At 70.8% G+C, this 4,997-nt stretch carries 6 protein-coding genes; 1 reads left to right on the plus strand and 5 read right to left on the minus strand.

The features are described from left to right. Together G3I19_RS34425 and G3I19_RS34430 are read right to left on the minus strand one after the other, a co-directional pair. Positions 1–1,408: FxsB family cyclophane-forming radical SAM/SPASM peptide maturase (locus G3I19_RS34425; protein WP_203600990.1), on the minus strand; the 1,408-nt coding region annotated here is incomplete at its 3' end. A 9-nt stretch (positions 1,409–1,417) separates the two neighbouring features. Beyond that, positions 1,418–1,579, minus strand: coding sequence for an FXSXX-COOH protein (locus G3I19_RS34430; protein ID WP_164267630.1), 162 nt, complete (start codon positions 1,577–1,579; stop codon positions 1,418–1,420). Positions 1,580–1,839: 260 nt separating this feature from the next. Here G3I19_RS34430 and G3I19_RS34435 point away from each other — a divergent pair, with 260 nt between their 5' ends. Next, positions 1,840–2,724, plus strand: a complete 885-nt coding sequence (locus G3I19_RS34435) for a DUF4231 domain-containing protein (RefSeq protein WP_164267631.1) — start codon at positions 1,840–1,842, stop codon at positions 2,722–2,724. A gap of 33 nt (positions 2,725–2,757) precedes the next feature. Here the strand turns inward: G3I19_RS34435 and G3I19_RS34440 are convergent, their stop codons facing one another. The 3 genes from G3I19_RS34440 to G3I19_RS34450 all read right to left on the minus strand — a co-directional run. Then, positions 2,758–3,237, minus strand: coding sequence for a hypothetical protein (locus tag G3I19_RS34440; RefSeq protein WP_164267632.1), 480 nt, complete (start codon positions 3,235–3,237; stop codon positions 2,758–2,760). Positions 3,238–3,383: 146 nt separating this feature from the next. Next, positions 3,384–4,283 (minus strand): S1 family peptidase, encoded by a 900-nt coding sequence (locus G3I19_RS34445; RefSeq protein WP_164267633.1) that lies wholly within the window; start codon positions 4,281–4,283, stop codon positions 3,384–3,386. A 182-nt stretch (positions 4,284–4,465) separates the two neighbouring features. After that, a partial coding sequence (locus G3I19_RS34450; protein WP_164267634.1) for a DUF1684 domain-containing protein occupies positions 4,466–4,997 on the minus strand: 532 nt, incomplete at its 5' end.

Here is a 4,997-nt window from a genome sequence, read left to right on the forward strand (position 1 = left end):
CGCGCAGGGCCCCGGCCGCCACCAGGGCGGCGAGTCCGCCGGGGGTGCCGGCGCGGCCCTGGTGCAGGGCGTCCAGACAACTGAGCAGCCAGCTGCGGGCGTAGGGGTGGGCGAGCACGGTGTCGAGCCCGTCGGAGCGCTGCTCGACCGCCCCCGCCAGCTCCCAGGCCCGCGCCCACTCCTCGCCGCCGCGGCCGGCCAGCTCCGTGTGCAGCGCGGCGAGCAGAGTGCGGGTCAGTTCCTGCTGTCCGGCGTCCAGCTCGCGCGGATCGGTGAGCGCGGGCGCTGTGGTGGCCGCGGCGGTGCGGGTCTCGATACCGCGGACCAGCGCCTCCAGGTCGGCGCAGTAGACGCTCTCCTGGCCGAAGGAGCCCGCACGGTAGCGGTGGGTGTAGAGACCGCCTCCGCAGGATCGTACGACGGGGCACCGCCGGCACTTCTCGCCGACCCCGGCGAGGCCGAGCTGGCGGGCGCGGACGCCCGGGTGCGCGGCGACCTCGTCGAAGGCGTGGCTGAAGACGTCGAATCCGGTGAACGCGGCGCCCTCGTAGGCGCTCTTGAGGGAGTCGACCTGCTCCAGCGTGCCGTCGGTCTCCACGACCACCAGGTCGGTGGGGGCCAGCCCGAGCGACTCGGTGAGGCTCGGACCGCCGTTGAGCGTGGAGATGACCGACTCGAAGAGCCGCACGGGGATCCGCCGCCCCTGGGCGTTCCAGCGGTCGAAGACCGTCAGGATCCAGTCGGCGTAGGCGGTCGGCGATCCGGCGGGCCGGTGCGGGGGGTCGTCCCAGGTGGCGTGCGGCAGCAGGAAGTCGATGCGCGGCGGGTCGAGGTCGGTGAGCGCGTCGTACACGGCGACGGGGTCGTTCAGGACGTCGATGGTGCAGAGCAGGCCCAGGTCGAGATGGGCGTACCGGTCCTGGTGGAGCAGCTCGACGGCTCTGAGGACCAGCGGATGGCTGGTGCGGCCGTCGGCGAAGCGGCGGTGGCGGTCGTTGGCCGCGCGGTCACCGTCGAGGGAGATGCCCACCCGGACGTGGAACTCGTCGAAGAGGTCGAGGTACCGGGGGCTGAGCTGGAGGCCGTTGGTATGGATCCGGAGGTCGAGCTCGGCGGTCCCCCGCAGGGCCCCGGTGAGCTCCTCACAGACGCGGCGCAGTCGTTCGGGACCTGCGAGCAGTGGCTCCCCTCCGTGCAGGATCACTGACACGGAGGGCAGGTCATGGGTCCTGGCGTGCTCCGCCAGTCGCAGAGCCGTCCAGTGGATCGCCCGATCGGAGATGGCCCTGGGCCTGGAGCGCCAGCTCTGGTCGGCGTGTTCGTAGACATAGCAGTGGTCACAGGCAAGATCGCATCTGCTGTGGACCTTGAGGACGATCTCGCGGAATGGGACCAGGGGTCCAGTCATTCCACCAGTCTAGAGCGCCGAATTGAAGGTCGATGCCCTCATGGAGCGGCCGGCCGGGACGGAGAGAACACGGCCGATCTGCTTGATGGCCTCGGTACCGCGCACATCGATCTCGGCGAGCGGGACACGCGGCTTCTTGACAGCGGCGGAAGAGGCTGAGGTTACGGACATGGTGAGGCCGCCTTGAGGGATGTTTTCTGGACAGGGACAGGAATGCCGATACCTGCACCATTGCAGTGTCCGGCGGGTCGACTTTACCCTCAACCAGACTGCTGGCAACTGAGCACGACCGGAGCGCAACAAGAACGTCGCACGGAGTCTGCTCCAGAATTCCGGAACACGCCATTCCACCTAAAGAGTGAAGACTGACGTCGCAGACGGGGGTTCATGTGTCCGTGTTTCCCGGTCCTGAGCGGAACCCGGAACGCAGCATGGTCTTCCGGAACGCCGATCTGCCCGCGCTGTTCCACCGGGCCGACGCCCACGCCATCGCCAGACAGGGCGAGGCCGTGGGCTCCACCCGGGCCCAGCTGGTGCTCCTCGTGGTGGGCGCGGCGACGGCTTCGCTGCCCTGGCGGGCGGAGCTGGGGGGCGGCTTCCAGGCCATCGGCGTCCTCAGCACACTGGCCTACGCGGGCGTGCTGCTGCTGACCTTCAGCACCTCCCGCCGCAAGGCCAAGGCGCAGTGGCAGCTCAACCGGTCGGCGGCCGATTTCATCAAGTCGATGTGCTGGCGCTACGCGGTCCACGGCGCGCCCTTCGACGCCGGATCGGCCGATGTGGACGCGCTGTTCACCTCTCGCGTCGGGGCCCAGCTGGAGGAGCTGCGCACGGTGGGCTGGGACCAGGAGCCGCCGGGGCCCGATCTGATCACTCCTCGGATGCGGGCGCTGCGGGCCAGGTCGTTCGAGGTCCGCAAGGAGACCTACGTACGGGACCGGCTGATCGAGCAGCGCAACTGGTACCGGCGCAAACAGGAGGTCTCCCGGGGGGCCACGCTCCTGTGGTCCAGCGCCTTCGCCCTGCTCACCCTGGTCGCCCTGGTCTTCGGGGTGCTGCGCGCGCTCTCGGTCACCGAGAACACCGAGGTCGCCGCCGTGGTGTCGGCCGCCGCCGCGTCCGGGGTGGCGTGGAGCGAGTTCCGCCGGCACCAGCCGCTGATCTCGGCGCACGCGCTGGTCGAGGAGAAGCTCAGGGCGCTGCATCTGGAGATGGAGAGCCCCCTCACCGAGAAGCAGTGGTCGGCCGCGGTCTACGAGACCGAGCGCGTCGTGTCACCGCAGTACACCGAATGGCTTGCGAGGCACGGCAGTTGACGTCGCATCAGGTGCATTCCTGGGCAGCGGTTCTCAGTCACGTTTCACGCCCTCGCGCCAGATGACCGTCACCGGCTTGCCCGCCTCCCTGGCGTAGCTGACGATGTCGCCCGTACCGCCGGGACCGCGCGCGGGCAGGCCGTCCCAGACGGCCACCAGGCGGTCGCAGTTGTCGGCGATATAGGCGCCTGCCGCGTAGTACGCCTCGTCCGTGGAGTGCGGGAAGTCCATCCGCACCTCCTGGGCCGCCCGTCCTCTGAGCCGGCGGAAGCCGGCCAGCTCACCGGCGTCGCAGAAGCCCAGTTCGTAGTCGCCGCTGGGGATGACCGCGGTCAGCTCGGCGCCGCATTCCAGTGCGATGACCGCGAAGAGCTGGTCGGCGCCCGCGGCCAGGCTGGAGAGGACCTCCAGGGGCCCCGGCTGGCCGCCGAGCAGGGCGCGCAGGGCGTCCTGCACATGAGTGATGACGTCGGGCGGAATACGGCGGTGCCCGGTCACTCCGATGCGCTTCATACGCCCCCGCCTCCCGTGAGCTCCCCGCTCCCCCTGACATCCTCTCAAAAGTACGCAAGAGCCCCCGCCCGGAATCCCGGACGGGGGCTGGTGCGCTGTGCCGTGCGGGCGGGGGCTGCGACTGCCGCCCCGGGCCAGGCCGTCGTCTAGTAGACGCTGACCCCGTAGGCGCTCAGCGCCTCGGTGACGGGCTGGAAGAAGGTCGTACCGCCCGATGTGCAGTCGCCGCTGCCGCCCGATGTGAGGCCCAGGGCCTTGGAGCCGGCGTAGAGCGGGCCGCCGCTGTCGCCGGGCTCGGCGCAGACCGTCGTCTGGATGAGTCCGGAAACGACGTCACCGCTGCCGTAGTTGACGGTGGCGTTCAGTGCGGTCACCTTGCCGCTGTGGGTGCCGCTGGTGGAGCCGGTCCTGGTCACGGTCTGGCCCACCGTGGGGTCGCCCGCGCTGGTGATGTCCTGGCTGCCGACGGTGCCGTCGTGCGCCACCGCGGAGTTGGTGTACTTGACGATGCCGTAGTCGTTGCCCGGGAAGCTGGTGCCGGCCGTCGGGCCGATGCTCGTGGTGTCGGACGAGTTGGTGTACCAGGCGGGAGAACCCTCGGTGCAGTGCCCCGCGGTGAGGAAGTAATAGGTCGAGCCGCTGCGTACGTTGAAGCCGACGGAGCAGCGCCACTGCGAGGTGTAGATGGCGTCACCGCCCTTGAGGAGCTTGCTGAAGGTGCCGGAGGTGCGCTCGACGCGGATGGCGCCCGCGTTGGCCCCGCTCCGCTGTTCGATCCGGCTGATGTCCGCCGAGGAGACCGAGCTGTCCGCGGTGACGACGAGGGTGCCGGTCGCCTTGTCGACGTACCAGGCGGTGCCCGCCACATTCGCGCTCTGCACCGCGTTGCTCGCCGCGGTCAGCTGCTGGGGGCTGTACGCCTTGGCCTGGTCGGCGTGGGCGGTGGGGACGGTGAGTGCGGCAGCGACCAGCAGGCCGGACGCCACGGCGATGAGCCGGCCGCGTCTCGCGGGGCCGCTGTGGGGGGTGGTGCGCTTGATCCTCATATCAGTTCCTCCGGAAGAGAATCCGCGGGTCCTTCGGTGGGGGGACCCATGAGGCGCAGGCCGGAGCACGGCGGATCATTTCCGCCGTGTCCCTGACAACGCGCTGACCGGAGTACAACGCGACCCGGCCGTCCGGCGCAAGAGGGCCTTCCGGCCGGGCACGTCCGCCATGGGGTCCCGGGTCAGTGGGTGAGCACGGTGCGTTCGCCCGCCGCGACCGCGAACGGGAGGGTGTTGCCCGGCGGCGGGAAAGGGCAGATGAAGTGCTCGGCGAAGGCGCAGGGCGGCAGCAGCGTGCGGTTGAGGTCCACGGTGACGCTGCCGTCGGCCGCGGGCGCGGACGGCCGCAGGAAGCGGAACCGGTAGCTGCTCGTTCCGCTGGTGGCGTCCGCGAAGACCGCCCACAGCGAGCCGTCCTCCTCCTCGGCGACCTGGAGGGTGTGCTCATCGCCCGCCACGTGGAAGGCGAGTTCACCGGAGAGACCCAGTCCGCGGTCGCGGCCGTCGGCGTTCGGCACCTGGACGGTGCGGCTCGCGGCGTACGGCCGGTACCGCCCGGGGAGCGCCCACCCCGCGTCGTACGGCGTGGCCTCGATCGCCGCGAAGGCCCGCCGGTTCGCGGAGTCCGGGTCCCAGACCCGGACCGCCCACAGTCCCTCCCTGCGCACCACGGCCAGCCGCCGCTCGCCCTGGGCGAGACGCGCCCGCGCGGGC

The organism is Streptomyces sp. SID10853, assembly GCF_010548145.1.
Classification (GTDB): Bacteria; Actinomycetota; Actinomycetes; order Streptomycetales; family Streptomycetaceae; genus Streptomyces.